Source organism: Tianweitania populi, from assembly GCF_014652875.1.
Lineage (GTDB): Bacteria > Pseudomonadota > Alphaproteobacteria > Rhizobiales > Rhizobiaceae > Tianweitania > Tianweitania populi.
The window spans coordinates 199,671-220,166 of sequence record NZ_BMZQ01000001.1 but is presented as its reverse complement, the minus strand read 5'-3'; the positions used below and the strand labels follow the sequence as shown (position 1 = coordinate 220,166).

Genomic DNA, 20,496 nt, shown 5'->3' with positions numbered 1-20,496 from the left:
CAATGCGCCCGCAGCGATCCTCGACGCCTGGAACGCGAATCCCCCTTTTCGCGGTCAGCTCCAACCGCCTCCATAGGTGCGGTAGAAGATGTGCAGGCCGATCTTCTTCATCTCTTCCATTGTCTTGTTCCAGCGCGGATTGACATAGGTTGCGTGGTAATGGGTCGATGACCCCACCTCGGGAATGAAGATCTTTCCAGCCGTCACCGCCAGCGCCACTTCCTCCGCCATGCGGTAATGCGAGCGGCTGGTGATGATGTCGGGAATGCCATCGCAGGCAAAGGAGAATTGGCAGCGATTGCGCCAGTTCTTGTTCTGGTAGACGACGCCGCAGATGGTATTCGGGTAGGTCGGGTTGCGCACGCGATTCAGGATCACCTGCGCCACGGCCGCTTGGCCCTTTTCGCTTTCGCCGCGCGCTTCGAAATAGACACCGGTGGCCAGGCACTTCTGCTCGGCAGCGGAAAAGACTTCCGGCGGCAGCGGCTGGCTCATCCAGTCATGATCGCCATCGGCGATTGGCGGGATGAAGCGCCCATCATTGGGATTGCTGCCGCGCAGAAGCGATTCGAAGGGGGATGCGGACGCGTAATCCGGTTCGACAGGCGCGTAAGCCGTTGCGAGAATGTCGGCCTTTTCGTTGGTCACGAGTGCTGCAAGGGCAGTCGGCAGCATCGGATCGGGCTTGCGCACGGCATGCGGGTGAAACTCGGCGGCGATCTGGATCTCCTTGCCGCCGAGATCAGGCTGCACGAAAGCCATCTTGTGATCGTCACCGTTGGTGGAGCGCAGGATCATGCTGGTGCGCTCGAACACCGAACCGGCGGTAAAGGCTTTGGGCGGGGCGACCGGCGCAATGCGCACAATGCGCCCCTTCTTGTCGGAGCGCGTGACGCGATCTTCGTCCGGTGCGTCCGATTTGCCGGCCTTGCCGTTGAAGGCGACGATGCCCAGCGCCTTGGTCTTGCGGCCGGCACCCGAAAGGCTGGCATTCATGACGCTTGCGCCGAACTTCATGTCGGCCTGCTGAACCGATCCGGCAGCGGCTTTTTCGAGATAGGCGTTCCAGCGCGAGCTTACGGCCTCGGCGCCCGAAACCATGCTGGTCATGTCCTGCATCGCGATCTCGGCCGGAAAGCCGACCCAGATACCGAGACCCACGATCAGGGGAGACACAAAGGACCGCAGGCGGTCCGACGCAGCAAACCGCCGCGGCAAAACTCGATCTAGCACCGACCCACTCTCCAGAAACGCAACCGACCCGTTCCCGAAAAGAAATGATCGATTAACCTTGATGAGCGGTTAATTTTGCAGGGTCGCTCAAAGCAAAGCGGCCGGCGCATGGCACCGGCCGCTTCAGAAAAGCGTGATCGTAGGTAACGCGACGAGCCTAGCGGCCTTTGGGCGCAAACGGATTTTCAGACGCGCGCAGCATCATGCGGATCGGCACGCCGGGCATGTCGAAGGCTTCGCGCAAACCGTTGACGAGGTAACGGACATAGGATTGCGGCACGGCTTCCGGCCGGGTGCAGGACAAAACAAAGCCCGGCGGACGCGCCTTCACCTGCGTGATGTACTTGATCTTGAGGCGACGACCGGCGACGGCGGGTGGCGGATGGTGGCCGACCACGCCTTCCAGCCAGCGGTTGAGACGGCCGGTAGAGATACGGCGGTTCCAGACCTCGTGAGTCTTGACGATCCCGTCCATCAGGCGATCGATGCCGCGGCCCGTCTCGGCCGAAACCGGAATGGCGAGCAGCCCCCTCACCTGCGGCAGAAGCCGGGTGGTCTTTTCGTGAAGCTCGATCAGATAAGCCTGCTTGTCTTCGATCAGGTCCCACTTGTTGAAGGCGAGAACCAATGCGCGACCTTCGCGGATGATGAGGTCGGCGATCTGCAGGTCCTGCTTCTCGAACGGGATCGTGGCGTCGAACACGACAACCACCACTTCGGCAAAGCGGATGGCGCGCAGGCCATCGGCAACCGAGAGCTTCTCGAGTTTTTCCTGAACGCGCGCCTTGCGCCGCATGCCGGCGGTGTCGAACAGCTTAAGCTCGCGGCCCTTCCATTCCCATTCAACGGAGATGGAATCGCGGGTAATGCCAGCTTCCGGACCGGTCAGCAGGCGCTCTTCGCCGATCATCTGATTGATCAGCGTCGACTTGCCGGCATTCGGGCGCCCGACAATGGCGATGCGCATCGGCTTGGTTTCGTCATAGGCTGGTTCGGCGTCGGGATCCGTGATGTCCTCGCCGATCAGTACCTCGCCGAGTTCGGCAACCAGCGCATCCGCTTCGTCTTCCTCGAAAGCGCGTTCCTTGCCTATTGCTTCCACTACGGCGTCGCGCAGATCGGCCATGCCGAGACCATGCTCGGCGGAGATCTCGATCGGCTGGCCAAGACCCAGTTCCCAGGCCTCCATCGCGCCTGCCTCGGCAGCGCGGCCTTCGGTCTTGTTGGCGACCAGCACCAGCGGCTTGCCGGCGCGGCGCACGATGTCGGCAAAGGTGCGATCGTCCGGCGTGAGGCCGACGCGCGCATCGATCATGAAGAGGATGACATCGGCTTCTTCGATCGCGATGTCGGTTTGCGCGCGCATGCGGCCGGCCAGCGACTCGTTCGGTGCGATCTCGAGGCCGGCCGTATCGACGACTTCGAATTGCAGATCGTAGAGCTTGGCATCATGAACGCGACGGTCGCGCGTCACGCCCGGCGTGTCATCGACGATCGCGATCTTGCGGCCAACCAGGCGGTTGAAAAGCGTGGACTTGCCGACATTCGGGCGGCCGATGATCGCGAGGGTGAAACCCATGATGCCGGCCTAGTTGACGCCGGAGCCGCGGATCAGCTCGACCATCATCGTGGCGCGCTGACGCAGATTGCCGGGGGCGGCCTGATCGTCAATGATCTGCTGGAACATCGGCAGGGCATCTGCCGGACGGTTTTCCTTCCAGGCCGACAAAGCGAGCGCTTCGCGCGCCGAGTGGCGCAGCGGGTTGGTGTCGGCGTTCAACGGGCCGACGCGCGCTTCCACATCGGCAAAGCTGCCGTGATCCACGAGCACAAGACCGGCGCGCAGCTTGGCGACATCGCGCAGCCCTTGCGGAATGGCGCTGTCGGCAGCCACCTGGTCGAGGGCAGCGACCGAACCGGTGAAGTCGCCCTTCTGAGCAAGCACGGTTGCCATGCGCAGACGCGCGAGCAGCGGATAAGCGCCGACGCCATTGTCTTCGAGCGTTTGCAGGGCGGCAGCGGCTTCATCCGTCTTGCCTTCGCTGGCGAGTTGAAGGGCCTGCGAGAACTGGTCGCCCGACGCGTTGGCTTTGTTGGTCGACCACCAGTCGTAAAGAACCCAGCCGCCGGTCGCGAGAACGATCAGCAGCGCAACAACGATGGCGATCGGGCCGAAGCGGGTCCAGATCGCCTGAGCCTGCGCCTGCCGCATCTCTTGATTGACTTCGCGGAAGAAGGTGTCCGACATCCGTTTCGCTTTGCTCGATTGGCCGGCAAAGAACCGGCGTCCGGCGTAGTGCCGGCTTTGATTGAAGTTCTGCGTTTTAGCGAGTTTTGGCGGGCATGGAAGAGGCCGCGCGAAAAAGCCCAACCCTTCTCTTCAAGTTGGCGTCAGCCGGCGAGCTGCGGCAGGGGATAAACGCCGATCAGCCAGTAATGCACGCGCCACAGGAACAGAAGGTAGAACACGAACGCAACGATCACGGCGATGAGGTCCCACTTCGCCGGACCGGGAGCCGGCGTGCGGACATGACGGCGTTTCACCGAAATGCGGTCGAACACCGCCCAGATGAGAAACGTACCAAACAGCAAGACCGAAGCAAGGTCGCCATTGGCGAGAAGATGCGCGAAGGCCCAAAGCTTGATGGCCACCAGCATCGGATGCTTGAGCTTGGCCTTCAGCTTGCCAGCCGGAAGAGCGTAAACGGCGAGCGCGATGAAGGAGAGCAGCATCAAGAGCAAGGCGACGTGCCGCAGGCCCATTGGCGGCTCATAGAGCACGACGCCCTCGTTGCGTGCCGCACCATAGCCCCAGATCAGCAGGATCAGGCCGAGAAGGGCGAAGACGGAATAGATGCCTTTCCAGGTCCCCTCGCCCATGCGCTCGACTTGGCGCTGCCGCCAGGCGGGCGCGACGATGTCGACGGAATGGATTCCGAGAAACAGGATGATGCCGAGAAGAAGGATCGTCATGAGGCTGGCTTTCAGGCTGGCGCGACTACTTTCCCTAGCACCAAGCAGTGCGGCCGCCCATCCCCTTCGCGTCCGCATCCCCGCCATATTCGGGTTCTAGCCCGCAGCCTCCTTCGAGAGGGGATCGATGTTCGTTCAACGCCATGCCGCTGTCGCCGCCATTCTGGCTGCTGCTTTTCCAACCGCCCTATTCGCTCAGGAGGCGGCGCCTCAGGCTAATCCACAATATGTGGTAATCTCGTTCGATGGCGCGCATGACAATGCGTTGTGGCAGCGAAGCCGCGCGCTGGCGACCCAAACGGGCGCGCATTTCACCTACTTCCTGTCCTGCGTTTACCTGCTTTCGCCGGAAACCAAGTCCGCCTACCAGGCACCGCATCATTCACGCGGCCGCTCGAATGTGGGCTTTGCGGAAACACGCGAGGATGTCGTCGGACGGCTCCAGCAGATCTGGACAGCCCGAAGCGAAGGTCACGAGATCGGTAGCCACGGCTGCGGCCATTACGATGGCAAGGACTGGTCGAAGGCCGATTGGCTGACGGAGTTCGACAGCTTCAGCAAGATCGTGCGCGATGCCTACACCATCAATGCGATCGACGGTGAGCCGGCCGAGTGGAATAGCTTTGCCGAAAACGAAATCAAGGGTTTTCGCGTGCCCTATTTGTCCACCAGCAAGGGGTTGGACGCGGCACTGGCGCAGGCCGGCTTCCAGTATAGCGCCAGCGGCGTCTCGGACGGCCCGGTTGAAGCCGACCGCAAGCCCAAGGTGCCGCTTTACTCCCTGCCGATGGTGCCGGAAGGCCCCAAATCGCGCCGCATCATTGCGATGGACTACAATCTTTATGTTCGTCATTCCGGCGGCAAGGAGAAGACGGAAGACAGCGCGGCCTTTTCCGAGCGCACCTATCAGGCTTTCAAGACCGCCTATGATGCCGAGATAGCGGGCAAGAAGCGCCCCCTCCAGTTCGGCTTCCATTTCGTCTTGATGAACGGCGGCGCCTATTGGGATGCCCTCGAGCGCTTCGCCCGCGAAGTCTGCGTCCGGCCCGACACCAAATGCGTGAGCTATCGCGAACTCGAAGCGCTCACCAGCGCGGCGAAGAGCGCTGGCGGCTGATCGATAGCCTTCAGATGCGGGCTAAGCGCCCCGCCGGGTTGGAGAAGCCGCAGGTTTGACGCCCGACCAGAAGGCGATCGCGCCCGATAGAAGCAGCAGCACTGCGGCGCCTAGCGAGGGTACTAGGAAGCCTCCCGTCCAGGCTGCAACGTAGCCGGCGGCGATGGGTGCGAGAACCTGACCGATCCCAAAGGCGGCCGTCATCACAGCCAGAGCCTTACGCGGCGCTGTTGGCGTGGAGATGCGGCCGGCTGCAAGACCGTAGGCCGTAATCACCATGAAAGTGGAGCCAAGCAACGCGCCGCCGATCAAAGGTCCGACCGCGCCGGGGATCGTCACGCTTGCCAGAACGCCGAGGCTTTCGATCAGGCAGGCGGCGACATAGGCGCCGACCACGCCGACGCGCGCAGCAGCGATCTTCCAGACATGCAGCGACAGGAAGGCCGTGACGCCAGTCACCAGCCAGACACCCGCTTCCATCAACGCACCGCCATTGCCGGCGCGCACGATGGCAATCAGGAAGGTGGCCGTTACCACATAGCCGGCACCGAAGATGCCATAAGCGAGGGTCATGGCCCAGAACGGCCGGGATTTTGGCAGAGGCGGCTCGCGCTCGGCTACCGAACCACCTTTCGCTGCAGGTTCCAGCAGAAGAAAGACAACAAGGGTGCCGGCCAGCGACAAGGCGCCGGACGCGAACCACCCCGACCGCCAGCTGGCTTCCTCGACATAAACGATGCCGGTCAGAACCGACGACAGGGCAATGCCCAGCCCCACGCCGGAAAACACGGTTGCCTGGAGATCCATGCGTCCGGCCTGGCCAAGGCGCGCAAAAACAAGCGTTGTCGTGAAAACCAGGCAAAAGGCGCTTGCCAGGCCGGCTACGAACCGGATCAGCATGAAAAGAAGAAAGTCGTTGCCCAGGCCCATCGCCGCCGCCAACAGGCTGGAGGCCAGGAGGGAGCTCAGGGCGATGACGCGTTCCTTCCCGTGCGCCCAGCCGCCCGCGGCAAGGATCGCCCCCAGCAGGTAACCCACGAAGTTGGCCGATGCGACCCACCCCGCTTGAGACACTGTGAGACCGGCGCCCGTCATCATGGAAGGCAGGAGCGGCGTGAAGACGAAGCGCCCTATCCCCATCGCCGTTGCAAGGCTGGCCATGCCGGCCAAAGCGGTCAAGAGAGCTTTGTTGTGCTGCAAGGCTTGTGCCTACGAATGAGAAGCCGGATCGAGGTGCTTCGAACATATATAAGACATCAACGAGACACCAAAGGAACAAAGTGCCTGAAGCGGCGTTGCGGTGGCGTTCGTAACAGAAGGTCCAGTCTTTTTCATGCGAAGCATTCTCTACATCATTGGCGTGGTGGTTATCGTTCTCTTTATCCTCTCCTACGCCGGTTATCGTTGATCGCTTCACGGAACTTGACGGAAAACCTGCTCCACGACTGATCCTGGAGCAAGGAGAGGGAAGTACAAACCATGTCTTTGGGTGACACAACATCGGGCGTGACCATCGTCGAGACGGGAGCCGGCGAGAAGACCGGTTCTTACGTTGATTGGGCTGCCATCATCGCAGGCGCCGTTCTGGCCACTGCCATTTCATTCGTCCTGATCACATTCGGATCGGCGCTCGGCTTGTCGCTGACTTCGCCCTACGAAGGCGAAAGCACGTCGCTTTGGGGCATCGCACTTGCTGCCGGTCTTTGGCTGCTGTGGGTTCAGGTTTCGGCTTTCGGCGCCGGCGCTTACATCACGGGCCGTCTTCGCCGCCGCGCTTATGATGCGACCGAGCATGAGTCCGACATCCGCGATGGCTCGCACGGTCTGCTGGTCTGGGGCGTTGGTGCCCTGCTAGGTGCTTTCCTTGCCGTGTCCAGCCTCGGCGCTGCGACGAGCACGGCAGCCAATGCCGTTTCGAATGTTGCAGGCGGCGCGGCCAGCGCTGTTGGCGGCATCGCTTCGGGCGCAGGCAATGCAGCGGACAATCCTGCAATTGCCGGCTATGTCGATCGCTTGTTCCGCGGCCAGGCCGGTCAGCCGATCACGCCGGAAACCCGTTCGGAAGTTGGCCGCATCTTCACGTCCTCGATTGCGGACGGTGAGTTCAAGAACGAAGACCGCGATTATGTCGCTGGCTTGATCGCTCAGAACGCCGGCATTCCGCAGGAAGAGGCCCGCGCTCGTGTCGACCAGGCTGTGGCTACGGCTGAGCAGGCTGAGCAGGCTGCTCGTGATGCAGCGGAAGCTGCACGCAAGACGGCGCTCGTAGTCGCCTTCTTCACCGCCGCCTCGTTGGCCGTCAGTGCAGCCGTTGCATTCTTCGCAGCCGGTCTCGGTGGTCGCCACCGCGATGAAGGCGTCATCATCGAAGGTCTCGGCATTCGTCGATAATGCTTCAAGGGAAAAGGCGGGCAGCCGCCTTTTTCCACAGCAGTGTCGGTGTTCGTCAGGAACTCCTCATACACATCAGCGTTACTTCATAGATCCGCTAATCTGAAAGGCTCATAAAATGAACGGTATCATCTATCTCGTCGGTCTGGTCGTCGTCGTTCTCGCGATTCTGTCCTTCCTCGGTCTTCGTTGATCGATTGAACTTTTCGGAAAAACGCCCTGCTCTCAACCGGCGGGGCGTTTTCGTTTGCGCTTGCTAGAATCGGATTTGACAGCAAGCAGCGGGAAGCTGACGATCATCGCCTTGCCTATGATGCGCGGAGCCTCATAAGGACACGCCATGTCGCTCTCTTCTCAATCCACGTTCGATCCACTTCAGGACTCACGCTGGAAGGCTGTGGTGGAACGCGATGCGATCGCCGACGATCATTTCGTTTATGCAGTCCTGACTACCGGCATCTTTTGCCGACCGTCTTGCCCCTCTCGCCGCGCCAAGCCCGAAAACGTCCGGTTCTTCGCAAGAGCTGACGAGGCTGCCGAAGCCGGTTTCCGTCCCTGCCTTCGCTGCAAGCCGCAAGCTGCCTCACTTAAGCAGACGCAAGCACAAGTCATCATCGATGCCTGCAAGCAGATCGAAGCCGCGGAAGAGCTTCCGCAACTGGACGCCCTCGCCTCCTCTGCCGGCCTCAGCCCGTTCCATTTTCACCGACTGTTCAAACAGCATACCGGTTTGACGCCGCGCGCTTATGGAGCCGCCCGCCGCGCCGAGAAGCTCCGCGCCGCTCTCGACGGTGGGAGTGACGTAACGACAGCCATCTACGAAGCCGGCTTCAATGCCAGCAGTCGCGCGTACGACCAGGCGAATGAGGTTTTGGGTATGACACCGGGCGCGTATAAGCGTGGCGGAACGAGTGCGTGCATCCACTTTGCCATCGGCACATGCGCGCTGGGGCACATCCTTGTGGCGCAGAGCAAACGGGGTCTTTGCGCGATTCTGCTCGGCGACGAGCCCGACGCCTTGCTGAAAGACCTGCAAGACCGCTTTCCCAAAGCCGAACTGATTGGTGCCGATCCCGCTTTCGAAGAAACCGTAGCCGCCGTAATCGGCTTCGTAGAAGCCCCGCGCATCGGTCTCGATCTGCCGCTCGACATTCGCGGCACCGCCTTCCAAGAGCGTGTCTGGCAAGCTCTGCGCAACATCCCCGTCGGCAAGACGGTCAGCTATGCGGACTTAGCCGCGCAGATCGGCCAGCCAAGCGCAGTCCGCGCCGTTGCCGGTGCCTGCGCAGCCAATGCACTCGCCGTCGCCATCCCCTGCCACCGCGTCGTTCGCACCGATGGCAGCCTGTCCGGCTATCGTTGGGGTTTGGAGCGCAAGCGCGCGCTAATCGATCGGGAGGCACAAGCGGCGCGGTGAGCGGCCTCTTCCCGATCAGCAGAAATCGCTGGACGGAACAAGGACGCAGAACGCTTTGGCGAAGAGCGACTTCTGCCGCTTATTCCCACTCGATCGTGCCAGGTGGCTTCGAGGTCACGTCATAAACGACGCGGTTGATGCCGCGGACTTCGTTGATGATGCGGGTGGCGGCGCGGCCGAGGAATTCCATGTCGTAGTGGTAGAAGTCGGCGGTCATGCCGTCCACCGAGGTCACGGCGCGCAGCGCGCAGACGAACTCGTAGGTGCGGCCGTCGCCCATGACGCCCACGGTCTGCACGGGCAACAGCACGGCGAAGGCCTGCCAGATTGCGTCGTAAAGGCCGGCCTTGCGGATCTCGTCGAGATAGATCGCGTCGGCTTCGCGCAGGATCTCCAGCTTGTCGCGGGTGATGCCGCCGGGGCAGCGGATCGCGAGGCCGGGACCGGGGAACGGGTGGCGGCCGATGAAGCTGTCGGGCAGGCCGAGTTCCTTGCCCAGCACGCGGACTTCATCCTTGAAGAGTTCGCGCAGCGGCTCGACCAGCTTCATGTTCATGCGGTCTGGCAGACCGCCGACATTATGGTGCGACTTGATGGTGACGGACGGCCCGCCGGTGAAGGATACGCTCTCGATCACGTCGGGATAAAGCGTTCCCTGCGCCAGGAAATCGGCGCCACCGAGCTTGGCGGCTTCTTCCTCGAACACTTCGATGAAAAGCCGGCCGATCGTCTTGCGCTTCTTTTCCGGGTCAAACTCGCCTTCCAGGGCGCCGATGAAGCGATCGGAGGCGTCCACGAGGATGAGGTGGAGATTGTAGTGCTCGCGGAACATTTCGACGACATCCGCCGCCTCGTTCTTGCGCATGAGGCCGTGGTCAACGAGGATGCAGGTGAGCTGCTCGCCGACGGCTTCATGGATCAGGAGGGCAGCAACGGACGAGTCCACGCCACCCGACAGCGCGCAGATGACCCGGCCTGAACCCACCTGATCGCGAATGGCCTGTACGGCATGCTCGCGATAAGCGCGCATGGTCCAGTCGCTCTTGATGCCGGCGATGTGGTGAACGAAGTTGCCGAGCAGCTTGGCGCCGTCCGGCGTATGAACGACTTCCGGATGGAACTGCACGGCATAAAAGCGGCGCTTTTCATCGGCGATGGCCGCATAGGGTGCGCCTGCGGAGGTGCCGACAACACGGAACCCTTCCGGCAGTGCGGTAACGCGGTCGCCATGGCTCATCCAGACCTGATGGCGGGTGCCTTTGGCCCACAGCCCCTCGAACAAGGCGCAATCATCCTGGATTTCCAGGAAGGCGCGGCCGAATTCGCGGTGATGGCCGGCTTCAACGGCGCCGCCGAGCTGAGCGCAGATCGTCTGCTCCCCATAACAGATGCCAAGCACCGGGATGCCGGCGTCGAAGATCTTCTGCGGCGCGCGCGGGCTGCCGATCTCCGTGGTGGAGGCCGGGCCACCGGAAAGGATCACGGCCTTCGGCGCGATGCGGTCGAAGGCTTCATCAGCGGATTGGAAAGGAACGATCTCGGAATACACGCCAGCCTCGCGGACGCGCCGCGCGATCAGCTGGGTGACCTGGCTGCCGAAATCAACGATAAGGACTGTGTCGGGGGCAAGTTCTTCGCTCATGGCGAGCGTCTAATGACATCCTGCGCTTTTCGCAAGCTCAGACAGCGATCGCGCCGCTTTTCAACGCCTCTTCCAGACGATCCACCGCGTAGGCAAGGTTCTCGTCGACGATGTGCAGATAGGCTGTCCAGTCGCCAACATGGGTCAGCTCGGCGGCTCCATCCGAAATCCCGCGCAAGGCGATCAGCGGAATCTTGTAGCGCGTGGCGGCGCGCAGCAATGCAAAGGTCTCCATGTCGACCATGTCGGCATCAATCCGGTCGTAAGCTGCGCCCGACACGATGTTCGCGCCGGTCGACAAGGTGGCCGTTGGAACGTCAGGAATCTGGGAGGCCAGCGGCAGAACGGCCGGCAGATCAAGGAGCGGCGTGACGCCGGCCGGGAAGCCGAGCGGCGAGGCATCCATGTCGCGGTAGGACACGCTGCTGGCCTGATAGACCTTGGTCTGCTCGAGCACACGGCTGCCGGCGGAGCCGAGCGAGACGATGAGGTCGGGCAGCAGGCCGTCATGGTCCAGTTCGGCCAGCGTTGCAGTCAAGACAATGGCCGCTTCAACCGGACCGATGCCCGTCATCAAAGGCTGGAAGCGGGCCTGCAAATACGGACCATATTCCGCCTGCGCCGCCATCACAAACAGCACGCGACGGCCGGCAATGCGCCTGAAGCGTTCAGCCCGCAATGCCGTCTCGGCCTACAACCGTCATCATCGTGCCTGTCATGGTGGCGATCAGCTTCGCTTCGCCATCGGCGCCGAAGGCGTAGGCTTGACCATCTGCCACGATAATGGTGCGGCCGGGCTTGGTAACCTCGCCGCGAAACAGGAAACGCTCCCCTTTACCCGGCGCCAGCAGGTTCACCTTGAACTCGATGGTCAGCACGGCGGCATCGGACGGCATCACCGTGTAGGCAGCATAACCGCAGGCCGAATCCATGGCGATGGAAATGACGCCGGCGTGCAGGAAGCCATGCTGCTGGGTGAGCTGGTCGGCAAAGTCCATCTCGATCTCGACGATGCCCGGCGTGACACTCGTCAGCTTAGCGCCGATCGTGGTCATCACTTTCTGACGGGCGAAGCTTTCGCGAACGCGATCTTCGAAATCTGCCCCTGCAACGAGCTTGCTAGCTGCCATCAAACCTCACGCTCCCCATTGGGCAGCTATGGCAAATGCCAGCCAGTGACGCAACGCCAAGAACTAGTTCGGCTAATTCAACACCATGAGCGAAATGTTGAGATAGGTCGCGAAAGCGGTCCAGAGCGCATAGGGCACGAAGAGCCAGGCCGAAAGCCGATCAACACGCCAGCTCAGGGAAATGAAGGCTAGGATCGTGGCCAGCAGCGCGAAGATAACGACAAGCGCCAGCGCCATCTGCTGCAAGCCGAAGAACATCGGCATCCATAGGAAGTTCAGCACCAGTTGCGCCCACCACAGCTGCATACGGCGGCCGGTCGGTTGCGCTTGCCAGCAGCGCCAGCCGACAAAGGCGATGAAGAGGTAGAGGATGGTCCAGGCCGGCGCGAAGAGCCAATCCGGCGGATTGAAGGGCGGCTTGGAAAGCCCCTGATACCATTCGCCCGGCCGATTGGTGGCGCCGATCAGCAGGCCGCCACCGACAACCAGCAGCAAGAACAGAACGAGAGAGACGATACGCTTCATGATGATGAAGGTAGCGCCTCCCCTTCCTGCGTCTAGATAGTATCAGGCGCGGCGTTCGAGCGCGGCGAAGAAGAAGCCGTCGGTGCCTGTGGTCAGCGGGCTCATGACGATGCCGGAAGCCGAGAAGCGGGCTTTGCCAGTCTCAAGACGTTCATTCCAAAGCGCTTCCTGATCGACGCAGGCGAAGTCCGGATGGCGTTGGAGGAAGGCTTCGACCTGATCCGTGTTCTCTTCGGCGAACACTGAGCACGTCACGTAGGCCAGGCGGCCGCCGGGCTTTACGAAACGCGCGGCGTTATCGAGGATGGCGGCCTGTTCGCCGATGCGGACATCGAGCTGCCGGGTGCTCAGGCGCCATTTCGCGTCCGGGCGGCGGCGCCAGGTACCGGAACCGGTGCACGGGGCGTCGATCAGAACGAGGTCGAGTTCGCCTTCCAGTTTGTCCAGGCTATTCAGGGAGGTAACGGCTTGGACGTTGCGGGTTTCGGCGCGTTTCAGGCGGTCGAAGATGGGGGCCAGGCGGGATTTGTCGGAATCATAGGCGAAGATCTGGCCGCGGTTCTCCATTTCGGCGGCGAGCGCGAGCGTTTTGCCGCCCGCTCCTGCGCAGAAATCAAGGACTTGCATGCCCGGTTTCGCGGAGGCCAAAGTCGCGGCAATTTGCGAGCCTTCATCCTGAATTTCGAACCAGCCCTTCTGAAAGGCGGGTTCGACCTGCACATTTGGATGACGTCCGGAGCCCTCGATCGGGGGGATGCGGATGCCGTTCGGCGAAATGGCAGACGCCATTGCTCCTGTTTCGCTGATATCAGCGAGCACTCGATCGCGGTTGGATTGCAGCCGGTTGACGCGCAGGTCTAGTGGCGGTCGTGCGGCAAGGGCGGCGGCTTCAGCAACCCAATCCTCGCCAAAGGAGCGTTCGAGATGCGGCTGACACCAGTCGGGGATGTCGGCCCGAACGACATCGGGAGCGTCGATCAGTTTCCGAGAAGCGATAGCCAATTTTTCCGTCTCGCTCAGCCGCTCGGGCGCGAAGCGATCGCCATCAAGGGTGCGGTCGAGGCTATCCGCTGTTTCGCCCCATTCCAGCAGCAGGGCACCGAAGGCTGCGGCACGGGGGCTCTCTTCGTCAAGCTGCCAGGCGGCGGAACGACGGCGGCGCAGCGCGTCATAGACGATGTTGCCGATCGCGGCGCGGTCGCCGGCTCCGGCGAAACGATGGGACAGGCCCCAGTCCTTCAAGGCGTCAGCCGCGGGGCGGTGGCGCTTTTCCATGTCGGACAGGACTTCAATTGCTGCCGCAAGTCGACCGCCAAGACGCATATCGGTATTTCCCGTGTTCGGATTGACCCGTTCGCGACCTTGCTAGCGAGATGGCGGGCAAAAGAAAAGGGCCAGGATTGCTCCCAGCCCTTTCAACTTGGTGGACGAAAGCCTCAGCCCTCGAGGCGATCCGGCTTCTGGATGTCGAAGCGGTCCGCGTTCATGACCTTGGTCCAGGCCGACACGAAATCCCGAGCGAACTTCTCCTTGGAGTCGGCTGTGGCATAGACTTCCGCATAGGCACGCAGATGCGAATGCGAGCCGAAGATCAGGTCGATGCCGGTTGCCGTCCATTTCGGCGCCTTGGTCTTGCGATCAACGCCCTGATAGACACCGTTGGCATCCGGTGCCTGCCACTCGGTTGCCATGTCGAGCAGGTTGACGAAGAAGTCGTTCGTCAGCGTGCCTGGCTTGTCGGTGAAGACGCCGTGTTTGGTGTCGGCATAGTTCGCGCCGAGAACGCGCAATCCGCCAAGCAGGACGGTCATTTCCGGACCGGTCAGCGTCAGCAACTGCGCGCGGTCCACCAGAGCCTCTTCCGACTTCAGGAACTTAAGCTTGGTGGAATGCGTGTAGTTGCGGAAGCCGTCATAACGTGGCTCCAGCGGTGCGAAGGACAGGACGTCGGTCTGCTCCTGGGAGGCATCGCCGCGACCGGGTGCAAACGGCACCTTGATGTCGAGACCGGCATCCTTAGCTGCCTTTTCGACGCCCGCAGCACCGGCCAGAACGATCAGGTCGGCGAGAGTCACCGGCTTGCCGAACTCAGCCTTGATCGTCTCGAGCTTCTGCAGAACGGCCTGCAGCTTCGCGGGCTCATTGGCTTCCCAGTTCTTCTGCGGCTCCAGGCGAACGCGCGCGCCATTGGCACCGCCGCGCTTGTCGGAGCGACGGAAGGTCGAGGCCGACGCCCAGGCGGTGGAAACGAGCTGCGCGACCGAAAGGCCGGACGCCAGGATCTTCTCCTTCAAGGCTTCGACATCGCTGTCTGCCAGAGGCTGATTGTTGACGGGAACGACGTCCTGCCAGATCAGCTCTTCCTGCGGCACCCAGGGTCCGAGATAACGCACGCGCGGGCCCATATCGCGATGGGTGAGCTTGAACCAGGCGCGGGCAAAGGCGGCGGCGAACTGGTCCGGGTTTTCGTAGAAGCGACGCGAGATCTTCTCGTAGATCGGGTCAACGCGAAGAGCCAGGTCGGAGGTCAGCATGGTCGGCAGATGCTTCTTCGAGGGATCGAAAGCATCCGGGATCGACGGCTCAGCGTTCTTGGCAACCCACTGCTTGGCACCGGCCGGGCTGGTGGTCAGTTCCCATTCGTTCTCGAACAGGTTCTTGAAGTACAGGTTGGTCCACTTCGTGGGTTCCTGCGTCCAGGTGACTTCGACACCGGCGGTAATGGCGTGGGTGCCGTGGCCGGTCTCGTACTTGCTTTTCCAGCCGAGACCCTGATCCTCAAGCGCACCGCTTTCCGGCTCGGGACCAACGAGCGACGGATCGCCCGCGCCGTGCGTCTTGCCGAAGGTGTGACCGCCGGCGATGAGCGCGACGGTTTCCTCGTCGTTCATGGCCATGCGAGCAAAGGTTTCGCGGATGTCGCGCGCCGAAGCGAGCGGATCGGGATTGCCGTTCGGGCCTTCCGGATTGACGTAGATCAGGCCCATCTGGACGGCGCCCAGCGGCTCGGAAAGCTGGCGCTCACCGCTATAGCGCTCGTCGCCGAGCCAGGTGCCCTCAGGCCCCCAATAAAGCTCTTCCGGCTCCCACACATCGACGCGACCACCGGCGAAGCCGAAAGTCTTGAAGCCCATCGATTCCAGCGCGGCATTGCCGGTCAGGATCATCAGATCCGCCCAGGACAGCTTGCGGCCATACTTCTGCTTGATCGGCCACAGCATGCGGCGCGCCTTGTCGAGGTTGGCATTGTCCGGCCAGGAATTCAGCGGCGCGAAACGCTGCTGACCGGCACCAGCGCCGCCACGGCCGTCGGTGATGCGATAAGTGCCGGCCGAGTGCCAGGCCATGCGGACCATGAGGCCACCATAATGGCCGAAGTCGGCCGGCCACCAATCCTTGTTGTCGGTCATGAGGGCCTTCAGGTCCGTCATCACCGCATCGAGGTCGAGCGTCTTGAATTCTTCGGCGTAATCGAAATCAGCGCCCATCGGGTTCGACAGGTCGGAATTGCGGTGAAGCATCTCGATGTCGAGCGCATCCGGCCACCAGCCGCGATTCGACGGCTTCTTCTTGTCGCCAGGGGCACCGTTCTTTCCACCACCGCCATGGGCTACGGGGCACTGGCCCTCGGTCTTGTCGTCGGTCACTGCATCCATGATTAAACTCCCTGGCGAGGCTGCTGGGTTTGAAGGATCGGCGATCGCCCATCCTCGTTCGGCCTGTGTGGTAACGCGCATCAGCGATAATCGCAAATTGCCATTTCTTCTTGTTTCGATAAGAAGGAGTGATGATCCGAACGAGCCTGCGTCAGCTGGAATATTTCGAGGCGCTTGCCGAAACGCTGCATTTCGGGCGCGCAGCCGCCTTATGCGGGGTAACGCAGCCGGCGCTTTCAGCACAGATCGCGGAGCTTGAGGAGGTACTGGGTTGCCGCTTGTTCAATCGCGCACGACGTGCGGTCAGTCTCACCGAAGAAGGTCAGATATTGCTGCCGCAGGCGACCGGCATCCTTCAATCGACTCGCAGTTTCGAAAGCAGCGGGCGACGCCCTTCCACCATGCAGGGGCGCTTTCGGCTCGGGCTTATTCCGACCATCGCGCCTTATCTGCTGCCCCCTCTCCTGCCCGTGCTGCGGCAGAGTTTTCCAGCGTTCCAGCTGGAGTTACGGGAGGCGCTAACGCCGCATTTGACCGATGCGCTGCTGGCCGGCGAGATCGACGCCTTTGTTGCCGCGCTGCCGATCGAAGACCGGCAGATGATGGCCACGCCACTGTTCGACGAAAGCTTCTTTCTGGCGGTGCCGGCTTCCGATCCTGACTTCACCGCGCCGCCCGTGCCGCCGGACAGCCCGGCGCTTGAACGCCTGATGCTGCTCGAGGAAGGGCATTGCTTGCGCGAACAGGCGCTGGCCGTCTGCACGCAGGTCAAGCCCGTGGCCATGAAGCGCTTCGGCGCCACCAGCCTCACCACGCTCCTGCAAATGGTGGCGAACGGATTGGGCGTGACGCTTATTCCTGAAATGGCGGTTGCGTCGGCCAACACGATTGCGGGGCTGAAGATCGTGCCTTTCGCCAAGCCGGCACCGACCCGTGCGATCGCGCTGTTCCAGCGCCGCAACGGATTGCGCCGCGACGAATGCGAGAAGCTTGCCGAACTAATCCGTGAAACATGGGGCGGAGAAACAAAGCAGACTTAAGCCGGTTTTCCGCTAAGCCTGCCGCGGCTTGTCCGCGTTTGCTTCGCGGCGTGCCAGCACGCTGAGCGCCGCAATCACGATCAGCCCTATGCCGAAGAAGACGTGCTTCAGGATCACGAAGACCGATGCCGTGCGGATCAGTGAATGGCTGACGCCGACGGGATCGACCAGCATGGCCGAGATCATGATGTTCTCGCCGTAATCGACGATGAGATAAGGCAGGATCCAGAGCACGCAGAGCTTGCGCAAAGTCGAATCGGCCAAGCGGCGGAAGAAGGACACGCGGCGGGCGGCATAATAGGTGAAGCCGCCTAGCGCGAAGCCGACAAGAACCGGAAACAGCAGGTCGGCGGTCAGATAATGCCAGACCAGCACCGCCTCGCGGCCGCGGGGCCCGAGTGCGGTCAGCCAGGACAGCGCTTCCATCGGCTTGAAGCCGTCGAAGCGCCAGTCGAGGCTGGCCTGCCCGCCGGTCAGCGGGCGCAGATACAGAAATTCGAAGGCAAGCATGACGAGCGCGACCGGAATGGCCGCGACCGTCAGAACACCGGGATTACGCAGAAAGCGCATCGCCTCGCTTACATCACGCCGGGATAGTTCGGGCTTTCGCGGGTGATCGTCACGTCATGCGCGTGGCTTTCACGCAAACCAGCGCTGGAAATACGCACGAAGGTTGCGCGATCACGCAGTTCGCCGAGCGTCGGTGCGCCGACATAGCCCATGGCGGCACGCAGGCCGCCGGCAAGCTGGTGCAGCACGCCGGAGACTGGCCCCTTATACGGGACCTGGCCTTCGATGCCCTCGGGTACCAGCTTCAGCGTGTCGCGCACTTCCGCCTGGAAGTAGCGGTCAGCCGAACCGCGTGCCATGGCGCCGACCGAGCCCATGCCGCGGTAAGATTTAAAGGAGCGGCCCTGGTGCAGATAGACTTCGCCGGGGCTTTCTTCCGTACCGGCAAGCAGTGACCCGATCATGGCCGCACCTGCACCCGCAGCCAGCGCCTTGGCGAGATCGCCGGAATATTTGATGCCGCCATCGGCGATAATCGAGACGTTCTGCTTATCCGCTTCTTCAGCCGCAGACATCACGGCCGACAACTGCGGCACGCCGACGCCGGCGACGATGCGCGTGGTGCAGATCGAGCCCGGTCCGATGCCGACCTTGACGGCATCCGCGCCGGCATCGATCAGCGCCTTGGTGCCTTCGGCGGTCGCGACATTGCCGGCCATGATGCGCACCGAGTTCGACATCTTCTTGGCCGCCGTTACGGCGTCCAGCACGCGCTGCGAATGGCCATGCGCGGTGTCGATCACCAGGAGATCGACGCCCGCTTCGATCAGGCGTTCAGCACGCTCCATGCCATCCGCGCCGACGGTGGTAGCGGCAGCGACGCGCAGACGGCCCTGCGCGTCCTTGGATGCGTGGGGATTAAGCTGCGACTTTTCCATGTCCTTGACGGTGATCAGGCCGACGCAATAGCCCTGATCGTCCACCACCAAGAGCTTTTCGATGCGGCGCTGATGCAGCAGGCGCTTGGCCTCGTCCTGGCTGACATTATCCTTCACCGTGACGAGGTTTTCCTTCGTCATCAGCTCATGAACCTTCTGGCTCGGGTCGGACGCAAAGCGCACGTCGCGATTGGTGAGGATGCCCAGCAGGCGGCCAACGCGTGGGCCGCCGAGGCCGGCATTGTCCACCACCGGAATACCGGAAATGCTGTGCGTCTTCATGAGGGTCAGGGCATCGGCCAGCGTCGCGTCCGGGCCGATGGTAACGGGGTTCACCACCATGCCGGACTCGAACTTCTTGACCTGGCGGACCTGTTCGGCCTGTTCGATCGGCGTGAAGTTACGGTGGATGACGCCGATGCCGCCGGCCTGCGCCATGGCGATCGCAAGGCGCGCTTCCGTCACTGTGTCCATCGCGGCCGACAGGATCGGCAGGTTGAGTTCGATGTCGTGGGCGATCTTGGTGCGGATGTCGGTCTGGCCCGGCATTACCTCGGAATGACCGGGCTGCAAAAGCACGTCGTCGAAGGTCAGCGCATGTGCGCCCGTGATGGTTTCGATGATGCGCGCCATTATGCCAGTCCTTGCAAAGCGGAAATGAGAAACCGGGCTACACCATAGAGGCGTGCCTGATCTCTTCTTCCGTGTGGAGAATGGCAGTGGCTGCTACCACGCCGACAGGCGAAAGGGAAGACGCCGCCTTGCGTCATCCCCTGCGCTGTCGGCCGTCGGCTCAGACCTGGAACTGGTAGGTTGCAGGCACGAAGCGGAAGCCTTCGGCCAGCGGCTCGACATAGCCGACGGACGGATGCGGCATGTGATAGCCGATAAAGGGCATCTTTTCGGAAGCCAGCATGCCGAAGATCGTCTTGCGCGTAGCAGCCGCCTGCGCCTTGTCGACGTCGAACGACACTTCCCAATCCGGCCGCTGCAAGGACGCGACGAAGTGGTTGGCGGTGTCGGCCGTCAGCAGGAGCTTGCGGCCCTGCGATTCCAGCATAAACACCATATGGCCCGGTGTATGACCCGGTGCCGCCATCGCGGTGATGCCGGGCGTGACGGTCGCCTTGTCCTGGATGAACGTCGTCTTGTCCTTCAGCGGCACGACCTTGGCCTGCACCGCCTTGGCATTGCCTTCGGCCGGCGTGCCCTTGCGGTCCGGTGAGGTCCAGAAATCCCATTCGGTTTGCCCGGTGACATAGCGCGCGCCGATGAAGGCCGGCTGGTCACCTTCGATCAAGCCGTTGATGTGGTCGCCATGCATGTGGGTGATCACAACGGTGGTGATATCCGCTGGGGAGTAACCGGAATCGGCGATGCGGCGCGTCAGCTGGCCCATGCCGGCCTGGCGTCCATCCGGACCCATGCCGGTGTCGAACAGCACCAGCTCGCTTCCGGTATTCACCAGCACGGGGTTGAACTGGTTGATCATGCGCTTGGGCGGCAGGAAATTCTCCACCATCAGCGCTTCCACGTCTTCGGCCTTCTGATCCGCGCCAAAGGTCGGATATGGGCCATCGCCCGGCCGAATGCCATCGAGCAGCACCGTCACCTCGAAACTCCCGAGATTGAAGCGGTGGAAACCGGCATTGCCGACTTCAGGGCGTTGCGGCGCGTCTGCAAAGGCCGCGCGCGTCATGATCTGCGGCGCAACAAGCGCTGCCGTTCCCGCGGCAGCACCCAGTTTGAACAGCGATCGGCGGTCGAAGGCATTGGTCATGGAACTCTCCTGTAACGATAAGGGTTGGCAGCAATGAGGGTCGGCAGAAACAAGGCATGACAGCGGGTATGCTCGGTAAGCTGGCCGAACAGAACGCGCCGGCAATCCCTTTCACACCAACGTTATGCCTTGCGAAGGGTTCGA

18 protein-coding genes are annotated in these 20,496 nt (G+C 62.2%); 4 read left to right on the top strand and 14 right to left on the bottom strand.

The genetic code is table 11. The features are described 5' to 3' along the window. Nucleotides 1–54: 54 nt before the first annotated feature. The 4 genes from IE166_RS01070 to IE166_RS01055 all read right to left on the bottom strand — a co-directional run bounded on the left by IE166_RS01070 (nt 55) and on the right by IE166_RS01055 (nt 4,206). On the bottom strand, nt 55–1,176 hold the full coding sequence (locus tag IE166_RS01070) for a cell wall hydrolase (RefSeq protein WP_385964110.1): 1,122 nt from the start codon (nt 1,174–1,176) through the stop codon (nt 55–57). Nucleotides 1,177–1,390: 214 nt separating this feature from the next. Then, nucleotides 1,391–2,812, bottom strand: a complete 1,422-nt coding sequence (gene der, locus IE166_RS01065; protein ID WP_189501038.1) for a ribosome biogenesis GTPase Der — start codon at nt 2,810–2,812, stop codon at nt 1,391–1,393. 9 nt (nt 2,813–2,821) lie between these two features. Beyond that, entirely contained in the window at nt 2,822–3,481 is a 660-nt protein-coding gene (locus IE166_RS01060; RefSeq protein ID WP_189501036.1) for a tetratricopeptide repeat protein, read from the bottom strand. 143 nt (nt 3,482–3,624) lie between these two features. Beyond that, on the bottom strand, nt 3,625–4,206 hold the full coding sequence (locus tag IE166_RS01055) for an NnrU family protein (RefSeq protein ID WP_189501034.1): 582 nt from the start codon (nt 4,204–4,206) through the stop codon (nt 3,625–3,627). A 127-nt stretch (nt 4,207–4,333) separates the two neighbouring features. Between IE166_RS01055 and IE166_RS01050 the strand changes: the two genes are divergently transcribed. Next, nucleotides 4,334–5,323 carry a polysaccharide deacetylase family protein gene (locus tag IE166_RS01050; protein WP_189501033.1) on the top strand — a complete coding sequence of 330 codons (990 nt, stop codon included), beginning with the start codon at nt 4,334–4,336 and terminating at the stop codon, nt 5,321–5,323. Nucleotides 5,324–5,344: 21 nt separating this feature from the next. Here IE166_RS01050 and IE166_RS01045 read toward each other — a convergent pair whose 3' ends face one another. Further along, nucleotides 5,345–6,523 carry a YbfB/YjiJ family MFS transporter gene (locus IE166_RS01045; protein ID WP_308430506.1) on the bottom strand — a complete coding sequence of 393 codons (1,179 nt, stop codon included), beginning with the start codon at nt 6,521–6,523 and terminating at the stop codon, nt 5,345–5,347. Nucleotides 6,524–6,802: 279 nt separating this feature from the next. Here IE166_RS01045 and IE166_RS01040 point away from each other — a divergent pair, with 279 nt between their 5' ends. Then, nucleotides 6,803–7,714, top strand: a complete 912-nt coding sequence (locus IE166_RS01040; protein ID WP_189501031.1) for a hypothetical protein — start codon at nt 6,803–6,805, stop codon at nt 7,712–7,714. Between the two features lie 340 nt (nt 7,715–8,054). Continuing rightward, nucleotides 8,055–9,131: a bifunctional DNA-binding transcriptional regulator/O6-methylguanine-DNA methyltransferase Ada gene (gene ada / locus IE166_RS01035; RefSeq protein WP_189501029.1), complete on the top strand. Its 1,077-nt coding sequence runs from the start codon at nt 8,055–8,057 to the stop codon at nt 9,129–9,131. A gap of 79 nt (nt 9,132–9,210) precedes the next feature. On the opposite strand, the gene guaA is transcribed toward ada, so the two are convergent. From guaA to katG, 6 genes are all read right to left on the bottom strand, one after another. After that, nucleotides 9,211–10,773, bottom strand: coding sequence for a glutamine-hydrolyzing GMP synthase (gene guaA, locus IE166_RS01030; RefSeq protein ID WP_189501028.1), 1,563 nt, complete (start codon nt 10,771–10,773; stop codon nt 9,211–9,213). A 37-nt stretch (nt 10,774–10,810) separates the two neighbouring features. Further along, entirely contained in the window at nt 10,811–11,452 is a 642-nt protein-coding gene (locus IE166_RS01025; RefSeq protein WP_189501027.1) for a 5'-methylthioadenosine/S-adenosylhomocysteine nucleosidase, read from the bottom strand. Continuing rightward, complete coding sequence (locus IE166_RS01020) at nt 11,442–11,903, bottom strand: PaaI family thioesterase (RefSeq protein ID WP_189501025.1); 462 nt, start codon at nt 11,901–11,903, stop codon at nt 11,442–11,444. The genes IE166_RS01025 and IE166_RS01020 overlap by 11 nt, the downstream gene beginning before the upstream one ends. 72 nt (nt 11,904–11,975) lie before the next feature. Beyond that, entirely contained in the window at nt 11,976–12,428 is a 453-nt protein-coding gene (locus IE166_RS01015; protein ID WP_189501023.1) for a TspO/MBR family protein, read from the bottom strand. A 42-nt stretch (nt 12,429–12,470) separates the two neighbouring features. Then, a complete protein-coding gene (locus tag IE166_RS01010; RefSeq protein ID WP_189501021.1) occupies nt 12,471–13,751 on the bottom strand; it encodes an RsmB/NOP family class I SAM-dependent RNA methyltransferase in 1,281 nt (426 codons plus the stop codon). Nucleotides 13,752–13,864: 113 nt separating this feature from the next. After that, the gene (katG, locus tag IE166_RS01005; RefSeq protein WP_189501019.1) at nt 13,865–16,084 is read right to left on the bottom strand and encodes a catalase/peroxidase HPI; all 2,220 of its coding nucleotides are present in this window, start codon (nt 16,082–16,084) and stop codon (nt 13,865–13,867) included. Nucleotides 16,085–16,215: 131 nt separating this feature from the next. On the opposite strand from katG, the gene IE166_RS01000 reads away from it, so the two are divergent. Beyond that, nucleotides 16,216–17,124 (top strand): hydrogen peroxide-inducible genes activator, encoded by a 909-nt coding sequence (locus tag IE166_RS01000; protein ID WP_189501018.1) that lies wholly within the window; start codon nt 16,216–16,218, stop codon nt 17,122–17,124. Between the two features lie 12 nt (nt 17,125–17,136). Here IE166_RS01000 and IE166_RS00995 read toward each other — a convergent pair whose 3' ends face one another. From IE166_RS00995 to IE166_RS00985, 3 genes are all read right to left on the bottom strand, one after another. Next, nucleotides 17,137–17,694 (bottom strand): hypothetical protein, encoded by a 558-nt coding sequence (locus IE166_RS00995; RefSeq protein WP_189501016.1) that lies wholly within the window; start codon nt 17,692–17,694, stop codon nt 17,137–17,139. A gap of 8 nt (nt 17,695–17,702) precedes the next feature. Then, nucleotides 17,703–19,205 (bottom strand): IMP dehydrogenase, encoded by a 1,503-nt coding sequence (gene guaB, locus IE166_RS00990; RefSeq protein WP_189501014.1) that lies wholly within the window; start codon nt 19,203–19,205, stop codon nt 17,703–17,705. A gap of 160 nt (nt 19,206–19,365) precedes the next feature. Beyond that, the gene (locus tag IE166_RS00985; RefSeq protein ID WP_189501012.1) at nt 19,366–20,352 is read right to left on the bottom strand and encodes an MBL fold metallo-hydrolase; all 987 of its coding nucleotides are present in this window, start codon (nt 20,350–20,352) and stop codon (nt 19,366–19,368) included. Nucleotides 20,353–20,496: the final 144 nt, after the last annotated feature.

Coding starts and splice junctions, on each gene's coding strand:
- guaB (WP_189501014.1), bottom strand. CDS start 19,205: ATGGCGCGCATCATCGAAACCATCACGGGCGCACATGCGCTGACCTTC.
- IE166_RS00995 (WP_189501016.1), bottom strand. CDS start 17,694: ATGCGCTTTCTGCGTAATCCCGGTGTTCTGACGGTCGCGGCCATTCCG.
- katG (WP_189501019.1), bottom strand. CDS start 16,084: ATGGATGCAGTGACCGACGACAAGACCGAGGGCCAGTGCCCCGTAGCC.
- IE166_RS01055 (WP_189501034.1), bottom strand. CDS start 4,206: ATGACGATCCTTCTTCTCGGCATCATCCTGTTTCTCGGAATCCATTCC.
- IE166_RS01015 (WP_189501023.1), bottom strand. CDS start 12,428: ATGAAGCGTATCGTCTCTCTCGTTCTGTTCTTGCTGCTGGTTGTCGGT.
- IE166_RS01020 (WP_189501025.1), bottom strand. CDS start 11,903: ATGGCAGCTAGCAAGCTCGTTGCAGGGGCAGATTTCGAAGATCGCGTT.
- ada (WP_189501029.1), top strand. CDS start 8,055: ATGTCGCTCTCTTCTCAATCCACGTTCGATCCACTTCAGGACTCACGC.
- IE166_RS01000 (WP_189501018.1), top strand. CDS start 16,216: ATGATCCGAACGAGCCTGCGTCAGCTGGAATATTTCGAGGCGCTTGCC.
- IE166_RS01050 (WP_189501033.1), top strand. CDS start 4,334: ATGTTCGTTCAACGCCATGCCGCTGTCGCCGCCATTCTGGCTGCTGCT.
- IE166_RS01060 (WP_189501036.1), bottom strand. CDS start 3,481: ATGTCGGACACCTTCTTCCGCGAAGTCAATCAAGAGATGCGGCAGGCG.
- guaA (WP_189501028.1), bottom strand. CDS start 10,773: ATGAGCGAAGAACTTGCCCCCGACACAGTCCTTATCGTTGATTTCGGC.
- IE166_RS00985 (WP_189501012.1), bottom strand. CDS start 20,352: ATGACCAATGCCTTCGACCGCCGATCGCTGTTCAAACTGGGTGCTGCC.
- IE166_RS01010 (WP_189501021.1), bottom strand. CDS start 13,751: ATGCGTCTTGGCGGTCGACTTGCGGCAGCAATTGAAGTCCTGTCCGAC.
- IE166_RS01040 (WP_189501031.1), top strand. CDS start 6,803: ATGTCTTTGGGTGACACAACATCGGGCGTGACCATCGTCGAGACGGGA.
- der (WP_189501038.1), bottom strand. CDS start 2,812: ATGGGTTTCACCCTCGCGATCATCGGCCGCCCGAATGTCGGCAAGTCC.